The sequence below is a fragment of the Mycobacterium sp. SMC-21 genome, from assembly GCF_045310825.1.
GTDB lineage: Bacteria > Actinomycetota > Actinomycetes > Mycobacteriales > Mycobacteriaceae > Mycobacterium.
Window position 1 is genome coordinate 88,777 of record NZ_JBJIAO010000003.1, and the last position, 21,488, is coordinate 110,264.

Annotated in this window: 21 protein-coding genes; 15 read left to right on the forward strand and 6 right to left on the reverse strand. The window is 66.9% G+C overall.

From position 1 onward, the window contains the following. Positions 1-2 precede the first annotated feature (2 nt). Together ACJH6H_RS04145 and ACJH6H_RS04150 are read right to left on the reverse strand one after the other, a co-directional pair. Positions 3-353 (reverse strand): pyridoxamine 5'-phosphate oxidase family protein, encoded by a 351-nt coding sequence (locus ACJH6H_RS04145; protein WP_406774306.1) that lies wholly within the window; start codon positions 351-353, stop codon positions 3-5. 21 nt (positions 354-374) lie between these two features. Further along, positions 375-2,111, reverse strand: a complete 1,737-nt coding sequence (locus ACJH6H_RS04150; protein ID WP_406774307.1) for an amidohydrolase family protein — start codon at positions 2,109-2,111, stop codon at positions 375-377. A gap of 134 nt (positions 2,112-2,245) precedes the next feature. On the opposite strand from ACJH6H_RS04150, the gene ACJH6H_RS04155 reads away from it, so the two are divergent. The 7 genes from ACJH6H_RS04155 (at position 2,246) to ACJH6H_RS04185 (ending at position 7,882) form a co-directional block, all read left to right on the forward strand. Next, positions 2,246-2,857, forward strand: coding sequence for a hypothetical protein (locus ACJH6H_RS04155; protein WP_212807095.1), 612 nt, complete (start codon positions 2,246-2,248; stop codon positions 2,855-2,857). A gap of 79 nt (positions 2,858-2,936) precedes the next feature. Beyond that, entirely contained in the window at positions 2,937-3,320 is a 384-nt protein-coding gene (locus ACJH6H_RS04160; RefSeq protein WP_406774398.1) for a VOC family protein, read from the forward strand. A 26-nt stretch (positions 3,321-3,346) separates the two neighbouring features. Next, a complete protein-coding gene (locus tag ACJH6H_RS04165) occupies positions 3,347-3,880 on the forward strand; it encodes a mycothiol transferase (RefSeq protein WP_226519685.1) in 534 nt (177 codons plus the stop codon). After that, a complete protein-coding gene (locus tag ACJH6H_RS04170) occupies positions 3,877-4,449 on the forward strand; it encodes a PA-phosphatase (protein WP_226519684.1) in 573 nt (190 codons plus the stop codon). The genes ACJH6H_RS04165 and ACJH6H_RS04170 overlap by 4 nt, the downstream gene beginning before the upstream one ends. Before the next feature lie 81 nt (positions 4,450-4,530). Continuing rightward, on the forward strand, positions 4,531-6,048 hold the full coding sequence (locus ACJH6H_RS04175; protein ID WP_226519683.1) for an aldehyde dehydrogenase family protein: 1,518 nt from the start codon (positions 4,531-4,533) through the stop codon (positions 6,046-6,048). Between the two features lie 61 nt (positions 6,049-6,109). Next, positions 6,110-6,976, forward strand: a complete 867-nt coding sequence (ppk2, locus tag ACJH6H_RS04180) for a polyphosphate kinase 2 (RefSeq protein WP_212807091.1) — start codon at positions 6,110-6,112, stop codon at positions 6,974-6,976. A 27-nt stretch (positions 6,977-7,003) separates the two neighbouring features. Continuing rightward, a complete protein-coding gene (locus ACJH6H_RS04185; protein ID WP_406774308.1) occupies positions 7,004-7,882 on the forward strand; it encodes a hypothetical protein in 879 nt (292 codons plus the stop codon). Positions 7,883-7,934: 52 nt separating this feature from the next. On the opposite strand, the gene ACJH6H_RS04190 is transcribed toward ACJH6H_RS04185, so the two are convergent. Beyond that, on the reverse strand, positions 7,935-9,983 hold the full coding sequence (locus ACJH6H_RS04190; RefSeq protein ID WP_406774309.1) for a prolyl oligopeptidase family protein: 2,049 nt from the start codon (positions 9,981-9,983) through the stop codon (positions 7,935-7,937). Positions 9,984-10,018: 35 nt separating this feature from the next. Between ACJH6H_RS04190 and ACJH6H_RS04195 the strand changes: the two genes are divergently transcribed. After that, positions 10,019-10,507, forward strand: a complete 489-nt coding sequence (locus ACJH6H_RS04195; RefSeq protein WP_226519680.1) for a DUF779 domain-containing protein — start codon at positions 10,019-10,021, stop codon at positions 10,505-10,507. A 39-nt stretch (positions 10,508-10,546) separates the two neighbouring features. Here ACJH6H_RS04195 and ACJH6H_RS04200 read toward each other — a convergent pair whose 3' ends face one another. Further along, the gene (locus ACJH6H_RS04200) at positions 10,547-11,410 is read right to left on the reverse strand and encodes a cyclopropane mycolic acid synthase family methyltransferase (protein WP_226519679.1); all 864 of its coding nucleotides are present in this window, start codon (positions 11,408-11,410) and stop codon (positions 10,547-10,549) included. Between the two features lie 104 nt (positions 11,411-11,514). On the opposite strand from ACJH6H_RS04200, the gene lpdA reads away from it, so the two are divergent. Together lpdA and ACJH6H_RS04210 are read left to right on the forward strand one after the other, a co-directional pair. Then, on the forward strand, positions 11,515-12,909 hold the full coding sequence (lpdA, locus tag ACJH6H_RS04205) for a dihydrolipoyl dehydrogenase (protein ID WP_226519678.1): 1,395 nt from the start codon (positions 11,515-11,517) through the stop codon (positions 12,907-12,909). A 7-nt stretch (positions 12,910-12,916) separates the two neighbouring features. After that, positions 12,917-13,186: a hypothetical protein gene (locus tag ACJH6H_RS04210; protein WP_212807085.1), complete on the forward strand. Its 270-nt coding sequence runs from the start codon at positions 12,917-12,919 to the stop codon at positions 13,184-13,186. Positions 13,187-13,254: 68 nt separating this feature from the next. Here the strand turns inward: ACJH6H_RS04210 and ACJH6H_RS04215 are convergent, their stop codons facing one another. Further along, on the reverse strand, positions 13,255-13,803 hold the full coding sequence (locus ACJH6H_RS04215; protein WP_406774310.1) for a carboxymuconolactone decarboxylase family protein: 549 nt from the start codon (positions 13,801-13,803) through the stop codon (positions 13,255-13,257). A gap of 68 nt (positions 13,804-13,871) precedes the next feature. On the opposite strand from ACJH6H_RS04215, the gene ACJH6H_RS04220 reads away from it, so the two are divergent. Both ACJH6H_RS04220 and ACJH6H_RS04225 read left to right on the forward strand, forming a co-directional pair. After that, positions 13,872-15,098 (forward strand): hypothetical protein, encoded by a 1,227-nt coding sequence (locus ACJH6H_RS04220; protein ID WP_406774311.1) that lies wholly within the window; start codon positions 13,872-13,874, stop codon positions 15,096-15,098. Positions 15,099-15,165: 67 nt separating this feature from the next. After that, on the forward strand, positions 15,166-16,497 hold the full coding sequence (locus tag ACJH6H_RS04225; protein ID WP_406774312.1) for a DUF5933 domain-containing protein: 1,332 nt from the start codon (positions 15,166-15,168) through the stop codon (positions 16,495-16,497). A 29-nt stretch (positions 16,498-16,526) separates the two neighbouring features. On the opposite strand, the gene ramB is transcribed toward ACJH6H_RS04225, so the two are convergent. Further along, positions 16,527-17,948, reverse strand: coding sequence for an acetate metabolism transcriptional regulator RamB (gene ramB, locus ACJH6H_RS04230; protein WP_212807082.1), 1,422 nt, complete (start codon positions 17,946-17,948; stop codon positions 16,527-16,529). A 123-nt stretch (positions 17,949-18,071) separates the two neighbouring features. Here ramB and ACJH6H_RS04235 point away from each other — a divergent pair, with 123 nt between their 5' ends. The 3 genes from ACJH6H_RS04235 to ACJH6H_RS04245 all read left to right on the forward strand — a co-directional run bounded on the left by ACJH6H_RS04235 (position 18,072) and on the right by ACJH6H_RS04245 (position 21,466). Beyond that, positions 18,072-18,914 carry an acyl-ACP thioesterase domain-containing protein gene (locus tag ACJH6H_RS04235; RefSeq protein WP_406774313.1) on the forward strand — a complete coding sequence of 281 codons (843 nt, stop codon included), beginning with the start codon at positions 18,072-18,074 and terminating at the stop codon, positions 18,912-18,914. Positions 18,915-19,189: 275 nt separating this feature from the next. After that, a complete protein-coding gene (aceA, locus tag ACJH6H_RS04240) occupies positions 19,190-20,482 on the forward strand; it encodes an isocitrate lyase (RefSeq protein WP_212807080.1) in 1,293 nt (430 codons plus the stop codon). 123 nt (positions 20,483-20,605) lie between these two features. After that, a complete protein-coding gene (locus ACJH6H_RS04245; protein ID WP_212807079.1) occupies positions 20,606-21,466 on the forward strand; it encodes a 3-hydroxybutyryl-CoA dehydrogenase in 861 nt (286 codons plus the stop codon). Positions 21,467-21,488 lie beyond the last annotated feature (22 nt).

The window sequence follows — 21,488 nt, forward strand, 5'->3', positions numbered from 1 at the left end:
ACTCAGGTCTCCTTGAGCGAGACGCAGTCGTGGACGCCTTCGGGGCTGCGGTGCAGCACCGCGCGGGTGGGCACGACGTGCAGGCCCGTGTCGGTGGCTTCGGCGGTCCCGTCGACGATCAGCGAGTATCCGGTGGGTTCGCGCGGCGGCCACAGCACCGTCACGGCCGGGTGAGCGCCGGTGTTGCGCCGCGTGGTGTTTCCGATGGGCTCGATCGTCAGCGCGCCGCCGTCGAATGTCGGGACGACGGCCACCGTGTGCGGGCGGAAATCGTCACCGACGGTGATCAGAAAGCCGAACGGGAAGTCGGCCAAGGTGTCGCCGAGTTTTTCCAGATCCACCTTCACACTCATGAGGCCAGGATAGGTCGCCGCTCACGCCGGCGCGGGTTGCCGGCCGCGCACCAACCGACCTGGCCGGGCCGCCGTGGGTACCCCGTTCTCCGCGATGATCTCGCCGGACACGATGGTCGCGACGTAGCCGTCGGCGGTCTGGTCCAGGCGGCGCCCGCCGGCGGGCAGGTCGTGTTCGATGGTGGGCTTGTGCAGCGTCAGCGTGTCCTGGTCGATCACGTTGAGATCGGCCTTGTAGCCCACCGCGATTCGGCCGCGGTCGTTCAGGCCCGCGACGCGCGCCGGTACCGACGTCAGTTCCTTCACGGCGTGCGCCAGGTCCAGCCGGCCGGCGGCGCGGTCGCGGACCCAGTGCGTCAGCAGATAGGTGGGAAACGATGCGTCGCAGATCATTCCGTAGTGTGCGCCACCGTCGCCGAGGCCCAGGATGACGTCGTCGCGCTGGATCAGTTCGGCCACGGTGTCGAGGGAACCGTCACGGAAGTTGGCGAGGGTGACGAGCAGCATGGCGTGGCCGTCGTCGTCGAGGACGCGGTCGTAGGCCTCCTCGAGCGGGCTGACGCCGCGGGCGGCGGCGCGCGCGGCGATCGAATCCGACGGTGCCGGTTCGTAATTCGGGGGAGTGCCCAGCGGGAACATGTAGTCCCACGCCTGCACGGCGAACATCAGCGGGTGCCCGTCGGCGGCCGCCGTGTCGTTCAGGATGCGTTGGCGTACTTCGGGTTTGCGCATCTCGGCGACGCGCTCGGCCAGCGGTAGGTCGGCGATTTCGCGGTACGACGGGTACAGCACGAACGGATTGCCGGACAACTCCAGGCCGATGACGAGGCCGATGGGGCGCGGGAAAATCTGCGCCGAGATCGACCCGCCGTCGGTGTTGGCCTTCTCGACCATCCGCAGCGCGTCCTCGAATGTGGCCGGCCCGGCATTGCCGACGGCGAGGGTGAACGTCACCGGCAGGCCGACGTCGGCCGCGACGTCGAAGACGGTTTTCAGCGCGACCTCGTAGTCACCGGCCAGCAGGTCGGGCACGAACTGGATCAGTCCGCCGCCGCCGTCCGCGACGCCGCGGGCGATGGCTTCGATCTCGACCTGTGCCGCGTCGTGGCTCGGAATGGGCTGTCCGCCAGAGGTTTTGTGCAGCGTCAGCCGCGACGACGCGAAGCCCAGCGCGCCGCACTCCACGGCCTCGGCCGCGAGCTTGCGCATCAGCGCCAGGTCTTCGGGCGTGGCGGGCTCGCGGTCGACGCCGCGCCGGCCCATGACGTACACGCGCAGCGGCGAGTGCGGGAGGAACGCGGCCACGTCGATATCCCGTTGTCGCGCCTCGACGGCGTCCAGGAATTCGGGGAAGGTCTCCCAGGTCCAGGGCAGGCCGTCGACCATGACGACGCCGGGGATGTCCTCGACGCCGGCCATCACGTCGACGAGCACGTCGTGGTCGTCGGGGCGGCAGGGCGCGAAGCCGACGCCGCAGTTACCCATGACGGCGGTTGTTACGCCGTGAGCGGAAGACGGGGTCATCCGGTCGGACCAGATGGCCTGTCCGTCGTAGTGCGTGTGCAGGTCCACGAAGCCGGGGGTGACGAGCAGGCCGGTGGCATCGATCTCCCGGGCACCGGTGCCGTCGACCGTGCCCACGGCTGCGATCAACCCGTCCTGAACTGCGACATCGCCCTGGAAGGGTGCGCCGCCCAACCCGTCGGCGATGAGTCCGTTGCGAATGACGATGTCGTAGGCGACGCCCGCTGCGTTCATGTGAACAACGTACGACTCAGGCCGTCATCAGATCTGTGAGTTGGCTTTGAGTTGAAGTTAGAACGGCTAGGCATTGCAAAACCGATGTATCGTGATAGGTACAAGATGCATCGACAACAACGAAAGGAAATGCGATGTTCTCAGCTGGTTTCGGCCCCGGTTTCGGTGGGGGCTTCGGCCCCGGATTCGGGGGCTTCGGTCCGGGCGCGGGTGGTCCCGGTGCCTGCGGGCCCGGCTTCGGTGGCGGTTTCGGCGGCGGCTTCGGGCCGGGTGCCGGACACCACTTCTTCAAGGGTCGTCTCAAGCGTGCCGCGATTGCCGCGGCCGCGCTACTACAGGAAGGCCCGGCCACGGCCGAGCAGCTCTCGCAGCGGGTTTCGGAGATCACCGACGGCGCATTCACCCCTCCGGTGGACAAGGTCGAGTTCGTCATCTCGCTGCTCGCGGCTCGTGGCGTGGCCACGGTCGAGGACGGCGTCGCGACGCTGACCGAGTTCGGTGAGCAGCTGCTCGCCTGGCGCGGTGTCAGCAGCGAGACGGTGCAGGCGTTCCTCGGTCAGGCGGGCAAGTTCGGCGATGTCATCAAGCTGCGCAAGGATTTGTTCGAGCTCGCCGGGCTGGCGCGCACGATCAAGTTCACCGGAAACGACGCGCAGAAGGCCGATCTGAAGACGGCGGTCAGCACGCTGTCCGCCGCGGTCGCCGAGGCCAAGAAGGCGCTCTACCGCACCCTGGCCGACAACTGACACGACCGACGCCCGGAGCGGCGGACCCATGCGGGTTCGTCGCTCCGGCGTTGTCGGTGCCCCGTGGCACGATCTGGGCATGATCGACCATTTCGGTATCAACTGCAGTGACTGGGCCAAGTCCCAGCAGTTCTACGACGCGGTGCTCGGCGTGCTCGGCTTCAGCCGGCAGCTGGATTTCGGCGTCGCCATCGGTTACGGCCGCGACGGCAAGCCCGACTTCTGGATCGCCGATGCCGGCGCGGGGGAGGCCTCGGGTCCGAACCGCGAGGTGCACGTCGCTTTCCAGGCCGCGGACACCGACGCGGTCACCGCGTTCCACGACGCGGCCGTCCAACTCGGCGCCGAGTCGTTGCACGCACCCCGGCTGTGGCCCGAGTACCACCCCGGCTACTTCGGGGCCTTCGTCCGCGACCCCGACGGCAACAACGTCGAGGCGGTCTTCCATGGCGCAGCCGGGTAGTGGTGCGCTCCGGTAGCGTCGGCGATATGTCTGATACCGCTGCGGCGCGGGAACTGTTGCGCGACTCGTTCACTCGGCTCATCGAGCACGTCGACGAGGTCACCGACGGCCTGACCGAAGAGGTGTCGCTGTGGCGGCCGACGCCGGAGGCCAACAGCATCGCCTGGCTGCTGTGGCACAGTGCGCGGTGTCAGGACATGCAGCTGTGCGAGGTCGCGGGCATCCACCAGGTGTGGACGAGTGCCGGCTGGGAGCAGCGGTTCGCGCTCGACCTGCCGAAGAGCGACGCGCCCGGTTATGACATCGGATACGGCCATACCGCCGAGGACGTCGGCAAGGTGCGGCCGCCGGTCGAGCTGCTGGTCGGGTACTACCGCGCGGTGCACAAGGTGACGCTCGAATATGTCGCGGGCGTGACGGCTGAGGATCTCGAGCGGATCGTCGACCGACGCTGGAATCCTCCGGTGACCGCGAGTGCGCGGCTGGTGAGCATCGTCGACGACTGCGCGCAGCACCTCGGGCAGGCCGCGTATGTACGGGGCATCGCCGCCCACAGATGACAACCGAGAAGTTCGTCCGCTGGTGGCCGCCAGTCGGGCTGGGGCTGATGGCCCTGTTGGGCTGGGGCGTGGGCAAGGCCTCGACGCCGGTCGATGACGTCTTTCAGGACGCCGGCCGGGACGGCCAGCCGTATACCGGCTGGCTGCTGTTCTTCACCGACCCGCGTGTGCTCATGGCGATGCTGGTGATCGCGGTGGGAATCGCGTTGTGGCACAAGCGCTGGCGTCTGGCCGCGGTCATCGCGTTGACGCCCCAGCTGGCGGTGTTCATCGAGCGCGGCCTGAAGGAGCTGTTCGGTCGTCACAAAGGTGGGGCGCTCGCGTATCCCAGCGGACACACCGTGCTGATGGTGACGGTGCTGGGCGTCATCGTCCTGGCGGCCGGGGCCGTGCTGTGGTCACGCGTGCTGGCCGGCATCTTCGTTCCGTTGGGCATGCTCGGACAGGCCTTCACGTACCACTACTTCACCGACACCGTCGGCGCCTTGCTGTTCGGGTCCAGTCTGGTGTGCCTGGCGGCCCGCCTGGTCACCGAGCACCCCGCGGAAAGCCCTGGCGTGATCCTCTAGCGCCCGGTGCGGTACGCCTCGGTTTTGACACGCGTCAAGCCGGATGCGACCCGCGTCACACCTGGTCGTTACGATGGCGGTATGACCGCTACGTCTGACGTCCGTTCGCCCGGCTCCGGCACCATTTACGACCCCGCCACGGGTGCCATCGCAGGAACCGTGAGCTGGACGGACCCGGCCGACGTTCCTCGCATCGCCGCCGGCCTGCGCGCCGCGCAGCGCGAATGGGAAGCCCGCGGGCCGCAGGGCCGCGCGAAGGTGCTGGCCCGTTTCGCGGTGTGGCTCAATGACCACCGCGACGAGGTCGAGGCCCTGCTGATCCGCGAGACCGGCAAGTCGATGGTCGACGCCAAGGCCGAAATTCCGCTGGCGATCCTGATCATCTCGTACGTGGTCAAGACCATGGAGAAGGCGCTGGCGCCCGACACCCGGCCGGCCCCGCTGCCCATGCTGTCGGTCAAGAAGATCACCGTGCACTACCGCCCACGCGCGGTGGTCGGCATCATCGCGCCGTGGAACTACCCAGTGGCCAACGCGTTGATGGACGCCATCGGGGCACTCGCGGCCGGCTGCGCCGTGCTGCTCAAGCCGTCCGAGCGCACCCCACTGACCGCCGAGCTGCTGCTGCGCGGCTGGACCGACTCCGGCGCCCCTGAGGTGCTGGCCCTCGCGCAGGGTGCCCGCGAGGTGTCCGAGGCCGTCATCGACAACTCCGATTTCATCCAGTTCACCGGCTCGACGGCCACCGGCCGCAAGGTCATGGAGCGCGCGGCGCGCCGCCTCACGCCGGTCAGCCTCGAACTCGGCGGCAAGGACCCGATGATCGTCCTCGAGGACGCCGACGTCGAGCTGGCCGCCAACGCCGCGGTCTGGGGCGCGATGTTCAACGCCGGGCAGACGTGCGTGTCTGTCGAGCGCGTCTACGTGCTGGAACCGGCCTACGACGCGTTCGTCGACGCCGTCGTCAAGGCGGTGCAGAACCTCAAGGTGGGCGCAGGCGAGGGCTACCACCTCGGCGCGCAGATCGACGCCAGCCAGGTGGACATCACCGAGCGGCACGTCAACGAGGCGGTGGCGGCCGGCGCTCGCGCGCTGACCGGCGGCAAGCGCCCCGACGGCCCGGGCAGCTTCTACCCGCCGACGGTGCTCGTCGACGTCGACCACTCGATGGCCTGCATGACCGAGGAGACGTTCGGCCCGACCCTGCCGATCATGAAGGTCGCCACCGTCGGTGAGGCGGTCCGCCTGGCCAACGACAGCCCGTACGGCCTGAGCGCCACCGTGTTCTCGGGCGATGTGCAGCGGGCCAAGGACGTGGCGCTGCAGCTCGACTGCGGCGCCGTCAACATCAACGACGTGCTGGCCAACCTGATGTGCACCACCGCCCCGATGGGTGGCTGGAAGACGTCGGGCATCGGCGCACGGTTCGGCGGGGCCGACGGCATCCGCAAGTTCTGTCGCCAGGAGACGGTCGTCGAGCCGCGCACGAGCAAGGGCACGGGCGGCAACTACTACCACAATTCGATGAAGGCCCTGGCCCGGATGAACAACGTCCTGACCAAGGTGTCGTTGATCCGGCCCAAGCGCACCGCCAAGTAGCACCACCAGTTGTTCACCGTCACGTCACCGCCAGGTTCGGCCCGGCGGTTACGTTCAGCCGGTGACCCTGGACGCATCTGCCGCCGACACCTACACCGTCCGCGATGATGACGACGACGACCCCGAACTGGTGCTGCTGCCCAGCGGGGAAGTGGTCGACACCTGGCGCGAGGGCTATCCGTACGACGAGCGGATGAACCGGCACGACTACGAAGAGCAGAAGCGCCTGCTGCAGATCGAGCTGCTGAAGCTGCAGAAATGGAGCCAGGCCAACGGGCTGCGGCACGTCATCGTCTTCGAGGGCCGCGACGCCGCCGGTAAGGGCGGCACCATCAAGCGGTTCATGGAGCACCTCAACCCGCGTGGGGCCCGCGTCGTCGCGCTGGAGAAGCCGACCGAGAAGGAACGCACCCAGTGGTACTTCCAGCGCTACGTCACGCATCTGCCGGCCGCCGGCGAGATCGTGCTGTTCGACCGCTCCTGGTACAACCGGGCCGGCGTCGAGCGCGTGATGGGGTACTGCACGCCCAAGCAACACGCTGAATTCGTCCGTCAGGCACCGCTTTTCGAGCAGATGCTGACCAACGACGGCATCAGCCTCACCAAGCTGTGGTTCTCGGTGACCCAGGCCGAGCAGCGCACCCGCTTCACCATTCGTCAGGTCGACCCGGTGCGGCAGTGGAAACTCTCGCCGACGGACCTGGCCTCGCTGGACAAGTGGGACGCCTACACCGCGGCCAAGGAAGAGATGTTCGCCTGGACGGATACCGAGGTCGCGCCGTGGACCGTGGTGAAGAGCAACGACAAGAAGCGCGCCCGGATCAACGCCATGCGGCATGTTCTCGGTAAATTCGACTACGACAACAAGGACCATGAGGTGGTCGGACACGCCGATCCGCTGATCGTGGGACGGGCGCTGTCCGACTGAGCGGCGCCCACCAACGTAGGAGGGCGCTTGCGATTCGTCGCGACATTGCTGTTGTGGCTGGTCACCACCGTCGCTGTGGCGGTGGCCGTACCGGTCTGCTGGGCGCAGCACACACTTGTCGACCGGGGCGGCTATGTCGCGCTGGCCACCACGGCAGCCAAGAACCACGAGCTGCAGAAGGCCACGGCCAGCGAGCTGGGAATCCAGGTCAACAGGCTGGCCACCGGTGCGGGATATGACCTGAGCACGAGCACCGTGTCGAACGCCGCCGGCATCTACACTTCCAGCTCGGCGTTCCCGGGACAGTTCGGCGCCGCGAACGGCTATGCGCACGATTGGCTGTTCACCGACACCATGGCCCACTCGGACGCGTCCGGTCGCTGGACCATCGACCTGTCGCCGATGCTGTCGGACCGGTCGTTCAAGGCGACCTTGGCGGCGTTCGGAATCCGGGTCCCGTCGAAGATCGAAGTACCGATCACCGACTCGGCGCAATCGTTGCGGCCGGGCCAGTTCCGCGCGGCGACGACGTGGGGACCGTGGGCACGGATCGGCATCTGCGTGCTGACGGGCATATTCGCTCTGCTCACTCTGGCGATGAGCCGGTCACGCGGGAAAACCATTGCCGCTCTGGGTATCTCGACCATGATCGTCGGCGCCGCGGGCTGGGCCGGCATCGAGGCGGGTCGGCGCTACATCAACGACGGGCTGAACCGCACCACCGGCAACGTCCGCCAGGTGGCCGACGTCATGGTCGACACGGCCATCGCCAACGCCCACCAGTGGCTCAACATCACCCTCGCGATCGGCGGCGGTCTGGTGGTGCTGGGCGTGCTCGTCACGCTGCTGGGCAACCTCGGCCGTCGCGTGGTCCGCAAGTCCAAGCCCGCCCCCGCCGCCGCCTGACTAGGGATTTGTGCACGAAAATCCGCGGCCGGCGCGGAAAATCGTGCACAAATCACGAGCCGACGGTGCGCTCCAGGAATGAATAGACCAGCGCGGCCTTGAACGCGGCCTGCGAGTTGTCCGCCGCCCCACCGTGTCCGCCCTCGATGTTCTCGTAGTAGTGGACGCGGTGGCCGGCGGCCTCGAGGGCCGCCGTCATCTTCCGCGCATGGCCGGGGTGCACCCGGTCGTCGCGCGTCGACGTGGTCATCAGGAGCGCCGGGTACTTCCGGTCGGCCGAGATGTTCTGGTACGGCGAGTACTTCGAAATGAATGCCCAGTCGTCGGGGTTGTCGGGGTCGCCGTACTCGGCCACCCATGACGCACCGGCGAGCAGCAGGTGGTACCGCTTCATGTCGAGCAGCGGCACGCTGCACACCAGGGCCCCGAACAACTCCGGGTACCGCGTGAGCATGACGCCCATGAGCAGTCCGCCGTTGCTGCCGCCCTCGGCGGCGAGTTGTTCGACGGTGGTGATGCCGCGGCGCACCAGATCGGCTGCGACGGCGGCGAAGTCCTCGTACACCAGGTGACGGCCCTCGCGCATGGCCTGCGTGTGCCAGCGCGGCCCGTACTCGCCGCCGCCGCGGATGTTGGCCTCGACGTAGGTACCGCCCTGCGTCAGCCACAACCGGCCGAGCACCCCGGCGTAGCCGGGCAGCAGCGACGACTCGAAGCCGCCGTATCCGCTCAGCAGCGTCTTGCGTGGCTCGGTGACACCGCGTTGTCCCACAACGAAATACGGGATGCGGGTGCCGTCGGCGGACGTCGCGAAATGCTGCGACACCTCGACCTCGGACGCGTCGAAGAACGCCGGTGCGCGCTTGATCTCGGTGACCGCGCCACCGGCGTGGCCCCAGAGCAGGCGCGACGGGCTGTCGAATCCGCTTGAGTCCAGGAAGATTTCGTCGCCGTACTCGTCGACGTCGACGATGACCGTGGTGGCGTGCTTCGGTACGCCCGGGATGTCCTCGCGTTCCCACGTGCCGGGGGTGACGAGCTCGATGTGGCCGATGACGTCGACCAGCGTCTGCAGCAGCAGCCGGTCGCGCGTCCACGCGAAGTTCTGCATGCTGCTGTGGTCGTCGGGCTCGAAAACCACGGTCAGGTCGCGGTTTCCGGCGAGGTAGTCGTCATAGCGCGCGGCCAGCAGCGTTCCCGGCGCGTATGTCGTCTCGCCGACGGTCCAGTCGGCACGCGGCCGGATCAGGAGCCATTCCCGGTGAATCGAGATCGCGGCATCGGTGGGGACGTCGATGCGGACCAGCTCGTCGCCGCGGACCTCGAAGCGTTCGCGGTTGAAGAAGTCGGTGGACTGCGACACCAGCAGCCGCTCGAAACCCGGTGTGCTGTCGTAGCCGGCGCCGACGCTGACATCGGTGGCCGCGCCTTCGAAGATCGTGACGGCGTCGGCCAGCGGCTGCCCGCGGTGCCACCGTTTGACGATCCGGGGGTACCCCGACTCGGTCATGGCGCCGGGCCCGAAATCGGTGCCCACCAACACCGTGTCGGGGGTCTCCCAGGAGACGCTGGACTTGGCTTCCGGCAGGTTGAACCCGTCCTCGACGAACTGCCTTGTCTCCATGTCGAATTCGCGTACGACAGTGGCGTCGGCCCCGCCGCGCGACAACGCGATCAGCGCGAGGTGCAGGCCCGGTTCGATGACGTCGGCGCCGGCCCAGACCCAGTTCTCGTCCTCGTCGGCCGCCAGCTTGTCGAGGTCGATCAGCACGTCCCACTCGGGGGCGTCGGTGCGGTAGCTGTCCAGCGTGGTGCGCCGCCACAGCCCGCGCGGGTTCTCCGCATCGCGCCAGTAGTTGTAGAGGAACTCGCCGCGCCGCCGGACGTACGGGATGCGGGCGTCGGTGTCCATCACCTCGAGGGCGTCGGCGCGCATCTGCTCGAAGCGCTCGCCGCCGAACTCGGCGATCGTCGGCTCGTTGTGCGGGCGCACCCAGGCGAGGGCGTCGTCACCGGTGACGTCCTCGAGCCAGAGGTAGGGATCTTCTCCTGTGGCGAGCGGAGCGGCGGGATCTTCCGGGGCGACCGATTCAGAACTCACCTGGTCATTCTTACTCCCCGGCGTAGGGTGGCCGTATGCCATCTCGGGCACTGATCACCGCCGAGGCCGCGGACCTGCTGCGCGCGCTGCAGAACCAGCACGGCCCCTTGATGTTTCACCAGTCGGGTGGATGCTGCGACGGCTCGTCGCCGATGTGTTACCCCGACGGCGACTTCATCGTCGGCGACCGCGACGTGCTGCTGGCGGTACTCGACGTCGGGCCCGACGGCGTCCCGGTGTGGATCTCCGGGCCGCAGTTCGAGGCCTGGCAGCACACCCAGCTCATCATCGACGTGGTCGCGGGCCGGGGCAGCGGGTTCAGCCTGGAGGCGCCCGAAGGCAAGCGCTTCCTGTCGCGCGGTCGGGTGTTCACCGAGGCGGAGAACGCCGAGCTCAATGCACAACCGCCCGTGACCGGCGCCCAGTATGCGCAGGGCGTCCGGCCGGCGCGGGACGGCACGTTGATCGTCGAGCACGCCGAGGAGGCGTGCCCGGTGCCCGGTGCGCGTCCGGGCTTGGCGTAGGTCACCAGATTGCGGTGCAGGCGGTTTCGTTCGTGGTGACTACTTCTGCAACGTGAACTGCACGACGTCGGCCTGCTTGTTGCGGAACAACTCCGCACATCCGGTCAGGTACTTGATGTAGCGGTCATAGACCTCTTGCGACTGGATCTTGATGGCCTCGTCCCGGTGTGCCGCCAGGTTCCGGGCCCAGATGTCGAGGGTCGTGGCGTAGTGCGGCTGCAATGAGTGTTTCCGGGTGACGTGGTATCCGGCCGCGGTCGCGAGTTCCTCCACGACGGGGATGATCGGCAGCCGGCCGCCCGGGAAGATGTCCGTCATCAGGAACTTCACGAACCGGGCGAATTCGAAGGTCAGCGGGATGCCGAGCTCCTTGGCGTCCCGGAAGTCGAAACCGCAGATGGTGTGCAGCAGCATGACGCCGTCAGGCGGCATGGCCGCATACGTCCGCCGGAAGAACTCCGGGTAGCGGTCGGGGCCGAAGTGCTCGAAGGCGCCGATCGACACGATCCGGTCGACGGGCTCGTCGAACTGCTCCCAGCCCTGCAGCCGGACCTCGCGGCTGCGGGCGGTGTCCATCCGGTCGAAGGTGCGCTGGACATGGGCCGCCTGATTCCTCGACAGCGTCAACCCGATCACGTCGACGTCGTACCGTTCGACGGCACGCAGCATCGTCGACCCCCAGCCGCAGCCGATGTCCAGCAACTTCATGCCCGGCAGGAGACCGAGCTTGCTCAGCGCCAGGTCGATCTTCGCCAGCTGCGCTTCCTGCAGCGTCATGTCGTCGCGGACGAAATACGCGCAGCTGTAGGTCTGTGTCGGATCGAGGAACAGCCGGAAGAACTCGTCGGACAGGTCGTAATGCGCCTGCACATCGGTGAAGTGCGGCATGAGGGAATTGGACATGGGGCATCGACCCTTTCTGACGAAGGTCCCCGCCGAATACCCGGTTTCCCGCAGTTGAATCGGTCTCCCGACTGTCGACGTCGCCGCGCCTATAAGGTGTGCATGTGACTCACTATGACGTCGTCGTTCTCGGAGCCGGTCCCGGCGGATATGTCGCCGCAATTCGCGCAGCCCAGCTGGGGCTGACCACCGCCATCGTCGAACCGAAGTACTGGGGCGGCGTCTGTCTCAACGTGGGATGCATCCCATCCAAGGCCCTGCTGCGCAACGCGGAGCTGGCGCACATCTTCCACAAGGAAGCCAAGACCTTCGGCATCAGCGGCGAGGCCAGCTTCGACTTCGGCGCGGCGTTCGACCGCAGCCGCAAGGTCGCCGAAGGCCGCGTCGCCGGCGTGCACTTCCTGATGAAGAAGAACAAGATCACCGAGCTGGAGGGCTACGGCACCTTCACCGGACCCAACTCGATGCGCGTCGCGCTGAACGCCGGCGGAACCGAGGACGTCACCTTCGACAACGCGATCATCGCCACCGGCTCGTCGGTGCGGCTGGTGCCCGGCACCTCGCTGAGCGAGAACGTCGTCACCTACGAGACCCAGATCATGACGCGGGACCTGCCGGGCTCGATCATCATCGCCGGCGCGGGTGCCATCGGCATGGAGTTCGCGTACGTGCTGAAGAACTACGGCGTCGACGTCACCATCGTCGAGTTCCTGCCGCGCGCGCTGCCCAACGAGGACGCCGAGGTCTCCAAGGAGATCGAGAAGCAGTACAAGAAGCTGGGCGTCAAGATCCTCACCGGTACCAAGGTCGAGTCGATCGAGGATTCCGGCAGCGAGGTGACCGTCGTCGTCAGCAAGGACGGCGCCACACAGGAGCTCAAGGCCGACAAGGTGTTGCAGGCCATCGGTTTCGGCCCCAACGTCGACGGCTACGGCCTGGAGACCGCCGGTGTCGCGCTCACCGAGCGCGGTGCCATCGCGATCGACGACAACATGCGCACCAACGTGCCGCACATCTACGCCATCGGTGACGTCACCGCCAAGCTGCAGCTCGCGCACGTCGCCGAGGCGCAGGGCGTCGTCGCGGCCGAGACCATCGCCGGTGCCGAGACCCTGACGCTCGGCGACTACCGGATGATGCCGCGCGCCACCTTCTGCCAGCCGCAGGTCGCCAGCTTCGGGCTCACCGAGGAGCAGGCCAAGGCCGAGGGCTACGACGTCGTCGTCGCCAAGTTCCCGTTCACCGCCAACGGCAAGGCGCACGGCCTCGCGGACCCGACGGGCTTCGTGAAGCTGATCGCCGACAAGAAGCACCTCGAGCTGCTCGGTGGTCACCTCATCGGTCCGGATGTCTCCGAGCTGCTGCCCGAGCTGACCCTGGCCCAGAAGTGGGACCTGACCGCCAACGAACTGGCCCGCAACGTGCACACCCACCCGACGCTGTCGGAGGCGCTGCAGGAATGCTTCCACGGCCTGACCGGCCACATGATCAACTTCTGAGTCGGTCTTGCGCGCGAATGTCGTTGCCGCGATAGGCGGTTTGGTCGTCGGTCACATGCTGTGGCTGCTGGCCATCTCGCTCGCGATGGACACCACCAGCATCAGTTTCTGGGTGCTGGTGATGTCCGCCGTGGTCTTCGTGGTGGCCGGCGTCGCGGTGTTCTTCGCTCGAAAGTTCCAGGAGCGCAAGGCTTTTGCGAAGTCCGCGTTCCTCTGGTGCCTACCCGTCGCGCCGGTGTTGATGACGCTGGCGGTACTCGGGGTCACCTACCTCTAGGCGGTCGAGCCTGAGCTTGTGTGCCAAATTCTCTTGAAATTTCGAACACAAGCTCAGGTTCGAGCGCTTTAGTCCGGGAAGTCCAGCGGCACGCGAAGGGTGGCGATGGTCGCCGCCAGGCCGTCGTATTGCGCTGCCAGCAGGCAGAAGTCGATGAGCTGCTTGCGATCCAGGTAGGACGCCAGCGACTTCCACGTCTGGTCGGACACCGACCGGGTGATGACGAACTCGTCCGTCGCGGTGATCAGCACGCGCTGCCGGTCGGTGAGACCCTCGGCGTCCGGCCCCTCGAAAATGCGGGCCTGCGTCTCGGCGTCGACGCCGCGGCTGCGGGCCAGGCGGCGGTGCTGCTGCAGCTCGTACTCGCTGCCGCGCAGATGGGCGACGCGCAGGATCACCAGCTCGGCGTCCTTGAGCCCCAGCTTGCTGCGGCCCAGCAGCATGCCGGAGTAGGGCAGGAACGTCAGGAACAGCAGGTGATGCTGGCCGAGGACGTTGAAGAGCGCAAACCTCGGGGCCCGGATGGTCTTGGCGCCGATCTTGGCGATGAGCCAGTTGAGCGGGCCCAGTTCACGGATTCCGCCGGGTTCGATGCGGGCCGGCTCGATGCTGTTCACAATTCCCGAGTCTGGCACAGGCAGGGCGGTCGTAGGGTCGAGCTATGGGGTGGAAACGGGTGGGGACCGTGATTTTCACGGTTGCGTTGATGGTGGTCAGTTGTAGTGACCGGGCTACAGATGTGGCGATATCGCGGGCCGCTGACCATCCGTTGCTGCGGTACCTGCCGACGTTGGCCGACGTGCCGGGAATGGTCGAGGTCGGCTACGAGGTGCCACGCAATGACGAATTTTCCGCACAGCGGCGAATCGAGTGCGCGCGGTATCCAGAACCGGGAGACCCAGACGGGCCGCAACTCACCGCGCGCTACGGCGACAGGCTTGATCGCGACGGCCGCTTGATCCACGTTGACCTGTGGCGAACCCGCCCCGGTGAGAACGTCGTCGACGAGATGGCGAACTGGGGGACCCGCTGCGCGACCTACCGAGACTTCTACGGCACCTGGGCTGTCCAGACATTCCGCAACATCCCCGGAATGCCCACTGATGCAATCCAATTCGACACCACCCAGACCACGGGTGACAAGTATTGGAGGCCATCAAACGACGGCCCGGACGGCCGAACCGTCGTCGTGGCCCGAGACGGAGTCGTGCTGCGGGTGAGGTTCATTTCCCGGGGTCCTCTGGGAGTGACGGTCCACGACGTAGCCCAATTGGTCGACGGCTTCGTCCAGCGTGCTGCCGAGCAAGCCCCTGACACAGTCCAGACGTCCAGCATCGCGTCGCGGCCCGCGGCGCAGCTGTCGGCACTGGTCATGACTCCACCGGTCAAGAGCGGCAGCCGAGTGGTGCAATTGTCAGCGCAGCCGCGGGGCGACGCGCCTGCGGATTGCTCCGCCGACCCACTGTCGTCGCCCCGACCGGGTGCCGATGAATTGGTCGACGCGCTTGGCGTCGCGGCAGTCTTCCGGGAGCGCGACGGGTTCGACGGCATCACGGCGGTGAACAACTGGGTCAAGCGTTGCAGCGCACAGCCGTTCGTGCCCGAGGTCTGCTCTGACAAGGCGAAGGAAGCACACCTCGAAACCACACCGCCGGTACGGATCGAGGGCGAGGTGGTCACTGGTTACCAGGGGGTCGTGCTCGGGGAGAGCTATGTGAAGACCACGAAGTACTGCCAGCCGGATTCTGTGGTGGCCCAGATGGTCCGGGTGCGCGGAGTCTTGTTGCGCGCGGCGCCCTTGGTGGTGCAACGCGCCGAGGGCGAGGACCAACATCGAGCGCGCCAGCGTGCGATCGATGATCAGCGCAAGGAGCTGGCCTACGTCATCTACCGGATATTGCGGGCGAACTGACGTTTCGCCAAGTCCCAAATTGATCGCAAATTGCTGGTAGCGACGGCCGACGGCCTATCGTCTATGCGTGTTCACCGAACATTCACCCTTCCTTAAGGAGGGTGTACCGCCCCGGACGAAGGTCGCGATCGGCATTGCGCTGGTCGCGACGTTCATGTGCGCGCTGCAGGTGACGGCCATGCTGTGTGGATTCCGGGGTCCGCTCGAGCGCCTGATCAGCGATTACGTCGGAACTCCGGCGGGGTTCACGGTGCCGTGGGCGGCGTTGGTGGTGGCCTTGGTCGCGGTGCCGCGGCAGTACCGGCTGCCGGCCGTGACCACGGCGTTGGGGCTCGACGTCGCCTTTGTCGCCGGGCGGGATTTTCTCGGTCTTCCGTCAGCGATGGGTAGCGGCGCGCTGGTCGTGCTGACCGGCCTGGGTGTGTTTGCGCTGACGCGGTGGACCGGTCCGCAGCGCGACACCGCGCTGAAGGGCGTCGCCACCGGCCTGCTGCTCGTGCTCGCCACCAAGGCCGGTGACGCCTGGCTGACCATCACGTCCCTGACGCGTCCCACCGTTCTCGACGAGTTCGCGGCACGGGCCGACGTCGCGCTCGGCCAACCGTCATGGGTGCTGGGCCAGCTGGTGCAGCACCACTCGGTGCTCTACTTCCTGCTGCATTGGGTCTATCTCGAACTGTCTGCCGCCGCGACCGTCGTCGCGATCTACCAGCTGCGCAGCGTGACCACGGGTGGACGGTGGCCGCGGCACTTCGTCGTGCGCACCTTCCTGGTGCTGGGCCTGGTCGGCCCGCTGATCTATCTGATGTTCCCGCTGGTGGGGCCCACCTATGCGTTCGGCGCGGCCGGTGGCGGCTTTCAGGTCGGCGACTTCTGGCCGGCCCTGCTGCCGCCCGTCGACGGGCCGGCGGTGCCCCTCGCGTTCGACACGTCGACCCCGCGCAACTGCATGCCGTCGCTGCACACGGCGTGGGCGCTGGCCGTGTTCATCCATTCGCGATCCGGCCCGCGGTGGTTGCGCGTCGGTGGCACTTGTTGGCTGGTGGGCACTTTGGCCGCGACGCTCGGCTTCGGCTTCCACTACGGCGTCGACCTGGTGGTCGGTGCGGCATTGTGCCTGACGGTGGAATCGGCTCTGCGGGAGCCGATTCGGCCCACGCCTCATGCCCGGCTACGGCTGATTGCCGGTGGTACCGCCGTCATCGTCGGCGTGATGCTGTGCGTTCGCTACCTGTCCGGGTGGATGGCGCAGTATCCGATCATGTTCGGGCTGCTGATCATCGGGGCCCTTGCGACGCTGGCCTACGGCTTCTACGGCACGTTCTTCGCGCGTCCGGGTGCACCTGCGCCGGCGATCGAGCGATTGACGGGCGAAGAGTCAGAAAGTCCGGCGGCGTGACGGCTGCAGGTCCGTAACGGCAAGTCCCGTCACTGATTCGCCCGCTTCACCACGTACGGCGTCACGGTGCTGCGGTGTTCGTCGAGGTCCAGTTCGCGGCCGAGTGCGGGGAATGCCCGCTGCGGACAGTTGTCCCGTTCGCACACCCGGCAGCCCGAGCCGATGGGCGTCGCGGCGCCGCCGGACAGGTCCAGCCCCTCGGAGTAGACCAGCCGATTGGCATGGCGCAGTTCGCAACCCAGCCCGATGGCGAACGTCTTGCCCGGTTGGCCGTACCGCGCGGCGCGTCGTTCCACGGTGCGCGCCACCCACATGTAGTTGCGGCCGTCGGGCATCTGGGCGATCTGCACCAGCATCTTGCCGGGGTTGGCGAACGTCTCGTAGACGTTCCACAGGGGACAGGTGCCGCCCGACGACGAGAAATGAAAACCGGTGGCGGACTGGCGTTTCGACATGTTGCCGGCGCGGTCGACGCGGACGAACGACAGCGGTACGCCGCGCATCGACGGCCGCTGCAGCGTCGACAGCCGGTGCGCGATGGTCTCGTAACTCACCGAGTGATAGGCCGACAGCCGTTCGACGTCGTAGCGGAATTCCTCGGCGACAGCATGGAATTGGCCATAGGGCAGCACCGCGGCCGCGGCGAAGTAGTTGGCCAGCCCCATGCGGGCCAGCTTCACCGACTCCTCGCTGGTGAAATTGCCCTCGGCCACCAGGCTTTCCAGCAGGTCGCCGAATTCCAGGTAGGCGAGCTCGGCGGCCAGTTTGAACACGTACTGTCCCGACGACAGGTGGCCACCGATCTCCAGCGTCCTGGTTTCGGGGTCGTACCGGTGCAGCACGTTGTCGCCGAGTTCGAGCCGCTGCACGATGCGTACGTGATGGACGCGGCTCAGCCGCTCGGCCAGCTCGCGGGACAGTTCGGATCGGCGCATGTGCATGCGGAGGATGAATTCCTCGGCCGCGGTGTCGAGTTCGTGGAGGTAGTTCTGGCGCGTGTAGAAGTAGTCGCGCACCTCTTCGTGCGGCATGGTGATGGCCCCGCTGCCGCTGCCGTCGGAGAACCGGTCTTCCGTGGCGGCGGCCAGCTGCGCGGTGGACAACCGGTAGCGGCGGTGCAGGTCGACCATTGCGCGGGCCATCGTCGGGTGCGTGCTCACCAGGTCGGCGATCTCCGGGATGTCGACGTCGACGCCCAGGTCGCGATCCATCAGCGCTTCGCGCAACTCGGCGACCAGACGGGTGTCGTCCTGCGAGGCGAAGAACGTCGCGTCGACCCCGAACACCTCGGTGATGCGCAGCAGCACGGCGACGCTCAGCGGCCGGACGTCGTGCTCGATCTGGTTGAGATAACTGGGGGAGATGTCGAGCATCTGCGCCAGCGCGGCCTGGCTGAAGCCGCGTTCGCCGCGGAGCTGACGCACCCGTGAGCCAACGAAAGTCTTCGCCATGAAACCAGGCTAGCAATGGTGTGAATACCGTCTTCGCATAATTGGCAAAAATGCCCTGTGGCAGGATCGGGCCGCGGGTGAAATGGGTGATCCAGCCGAGGGGACCCGCGTCGAAGGGACGCCATGAGCACTGTCGAAATCGCCGAAAAGACCGACGCGAAGGCCGTAACGGGCCTGGCCAAGGCGCTCGCGCCGGTCCCGGAGGGGCATCCCGACGTCTTCGACACCAGCTGGCCGCTGCGGATGGCCGACGTCGATCGCGACGGCCGGCTCCGGTTCGACGGCGCCTGCCGCCACATCCAGGACATCGGCCAGGACCAGCTGCGCCAGATGGGCTACGAGGATGTCCATCCCGCCTGGGTTGTCCGGCGCACCATGGTGGATCTGATCCGTCCCATCGAGCGCGGCGACATCCTGCGGCTGCGGCGCTGGTGTTCGGGCACGTCGAACCGGTGGTGTGAGATGCGCGTGCGGATCGACGGCCGCAAGGGCGGACTCATGGAGTCCGAGGCCTTCTGGATCAACATGAACCTCGAGACCCAGGGACCGGCCCGCATCTCGGACGACTTCCTGGCGGGTTTGAAGCGGACCGCGACCACGGACCGGCTGCGCTGGAAGGGCTACCTCAAGGCCGGCGCTCGCGACGACGCACTCCGAATCGCGGACTTCCCGGTCCGGGTCACCGACATCGACCTGTTCGACCACATGAACAACTCCGTCTACTGGTCGGTGGTCGAGGACTACCTGCAGACCTACCGTCCCGAGCTGCTCCAGGCGCCGCTGCGGGTGACCATCGAGCACGACGCCGCGGTGGCACTCGGGGACCGGCTGGAGATCATCACGCACGAGTACCCGGCCGGATCGACCGAGAAATTCGGTCCCGAGCTGTGTGACCGCAGTGTTACAACGCTCACATATGCGGTCGGTGACGAGGTCAAAGCGGTCGCCTGCCTGTTCGCGCTCTGAGTGCGCCGATTTAACAGTACGAGCGTACTGACCAGCGCATATCGGTTACCGTCCGGTAGCTTCTGAACCGGTCAAGCACCTCAGCAACTTCGCAATCTTCGCAAGTTCGCTACAAGTGTTGGCGAAAATTGGCACTTGTAACCGCTGGACCTGCGGGTATGTGCTGTGTCATCGTCGTTAACAGCACACAAGCGAAGTCGCCGAAGCGTTAACAATCAGCTTGAATCCTGGCGCCCACGGCGACGCGGCTTACCTGCCCAATACGAAGGAGCACAATGTCCAACGTCGGAAAGCCACGTACCGCCGCTGAGATTCAGCAGGACTGGGACACCAACCCCCGCTGGAAGGGCATCACCCGCGACTACACCGCAGCCCAGGTTGAGGAGCTGCAGGGCAGCGTCGTCGAGGAGCACACCCTCGCCCGCCGTGGCGCCGAGATCCTGTGGGAAGGCGTCACCAAGGACGACGACTCCTACATCAACGCGCTGGGTGCACTGACCGGCAACATGGCCGTGCAGCAGGTGCGCGCCGGCCTGAAGGCCATCTACCTCTCGGGTTGGCAGGTCGCCGGTGACGCGAACCTCTCGGGCCACACCTACCCGGACCAGAGCCTCTACCCGGCCAACTCGGTGCCGGCCGTCGTCCGTCGCATCAACAACGCGCTGCTGCGCGCCGACGAGATCGCCCGCGTCGAGGGCGACAAGAGCGTCGACAACTGGCTCGTCCCGATCGTCGCCGACGGTGAGGCCGGCTTCGGTGGCGCCCTGAACGTCTACGAGCTGCAGAAGGCCATGATCGCCGCGGGTGCCGCCGGTACCCACTGGGAGGACCAGCTGGCCTCGGAGAAGAAGTGTGGCCACCTCGGTGGCAAGGTGCTGATCCCGACCCAGCAGCACATCCGCACCCTGACCTCGGCTCGCCTGGCCGCCGACGTCGCCAACACCCCCACCGTCGTCATCGCGCGTACCGACGCCGAGGCCGCCACCCTGATCACCTCGGACGTGGACGACCGCGACAAGCCGTTCGTCACCGGTGAGCGCACCGCCGAGGGCTTCTACAACGTCCAGAAGGGCATCGAGCCCTGCATCGCGCGTGCCAAGGCCTACGCCCCGTACGCCGACATGATCTGGATGGAGACCGGTGTGCCGGACCTCGAGGTCGCCCGCAAGTTCGCCGAGGCCGTCAAGGCCGACTTCCCGGACCAGCTGCTGTCCTACAACTGCAGCCCGTCCTTCAACTGGAAGCAGCACCTGGACGACGCCACCATCGCCAAGTTCCAGCGTGAGCTCGGCGCCATGGGCTTCAAGTTCCAGTTCATCACCCTGGCCGGCTTCCACGCCCTCAACTACTCGATGTTCGACCTGGCCTACGGCTACGCCCGCGAGGGCATGACCGCCTACGTCGACCTGCAGGAGCGCGAGTTCGCGTCTGAGGCCCGTGGCTACACCGCCACCAAGCACCAGCGTGAGGTCGGCGCCGGTTACTTCGACAAGATCGCCACCACCGTGGACCCGAACACCTCGACCGCGGCTCTGAAGGGCTCGACCGAAGAGGGACAGTTCCACTGAGCTTGCGAAGTGGAACCGAGGGCTTGAGTCACTGAGTCCTCTGGCTTTTACGGCAGGCCCCGCTCAGAAACTGGGCGGGGCCTGTCGCATATCTTCAGAAGTAATCACGAGGAGAGGACAGCGGTGAGCAACGCAATCGAACGAGTCGGGGTCATCGGGGCCGGGCAGATGGGCGGCGGCATCGCCGAGGTCTGTATCAAGGCAGGCGCACAGGTCCTGGCGTTCGAGCCGACCGAGGCGCTGACCACCGCCGGCCGGGAGCGGATCACCAAGTCGCTGGACAACGCGGTCAAGAAGGGCAAGCTGTCCGAGGCCGACCGCGACGCCGCGCTGGGTCGACTGAGCTTCACCAACGACCTGGCCGACATGGCCGACCGTCAGCTCGTCATCGAGGCCATCGTCGAAGACGTCAACGTCAAGACGAAGGTTTTTTCTCAGCTTGACGAGATCATCACCGACCCCGACGCGGTGCTGGCGTCGAACACGTCGTCCATCCCGATCATGCGCATCGCCGCCGCGACCAAGAACCCGAGCCGGGTGCTCGGTCTGCACTTCTTCAACCCGGTGCCGGTGCTGCCCCTGGTCGAGCTCATCTCCTCGGTGACGACCGCCCCCGAAGCCGCTGCGCGCGTCGAGACTTTCGCCGGCGAGGTGCTGGGCAAGAAGGTCGTGCGGGCGTCGGATCGCTCGGGCTTCGTTGTCAACTTCCTGCTGGTTCCCTACCTGCTGGCCGCCATCCGGATGGCCGAGTCCGGCTTCGCCACCGTCGAGGACATCGACACCGCCGTCGTCGCCGGGCTGTCGCACCCGATGGGCCCGCTGAAGCTCGCTGACCTGGTGGGCCTGGACACCATGAAGCTGATCGCCGATTCCATGTACGACGAGTACAAGGAGCCGCTGTACGCGGCCCCGCCGTTGCTGCTGCGCATGGTCGAGGCCGGCCAGCTGGGCAAGAAGTCCGGCAAGGGCTTCTACACCTACTGACAGACGCCGGGTTGGAGCCTGA